The sequence below is a fragment of the Geobacillus sp. LYN3 genome, assembly GCF_003064505.1.
Taxonomy (GTDB): Bacteria; Bacillota; Bacilli; order Bacillales; family Anoxybacillaceae; genus Parageobacillus_B; species Parageobacillus_B toebii.
In genome coordinates this window covers 406,256-406,635 of the sequence record NZ_QCWL01000001.1, presented here as the reverse complement: position 1 = coordinate 406,635, position 380 = coordinate 406,256, and the positions used below count along the sequence as shown (strand labels likewise).

Below are 380 nucleotides of genomic sequence, written 5' to 3'. Positions count from 1 at the left end.
AGTTGGACAGACAAGGGACTCAGGGCGTTTTTCAAGGCAATGATTGCCCGGATGGATGGGATTCGTCTTTTCAGACGTTGTTTAGGAGAAGAATCGTCGCATCCGGCGGAGGAAACGGCATCTACCAAACAGACGATCGTGAACAAGGCGAAACAACGCGTCCGCCGTCTTCTTCCGGAGGTAACGCGGAATAACGTGCCATATTTACAGCAATCGTCCGGGACACCGATCTATCATGCCCTGTCTGAACTCAAGGGATGGTAAAAAAAGGTATACATATCGGTCTGTCATGGCAAGGGATGAGAGTCCGAAAGCGCTTACGGATAAAATTCAAAAAAATGGTTCGCCAATCTATGACTTACACCTGTTTTCAGCGAACC

The 380-nt window shown here is 48.4% G+C and carries 1 pseudogene; it reads left to right on the top strand.

Going from position 1 to position 380, the window contains the following annotated elements:
* Nucleotides 1-264 (top strand): annotated as a pseudogene (locus DCC82_RS02130) (UPF0236 family protein); the annotation flags it as partial.
* Between the last annotated feature and the right edge of the window lie 116 nt (nt 265-380).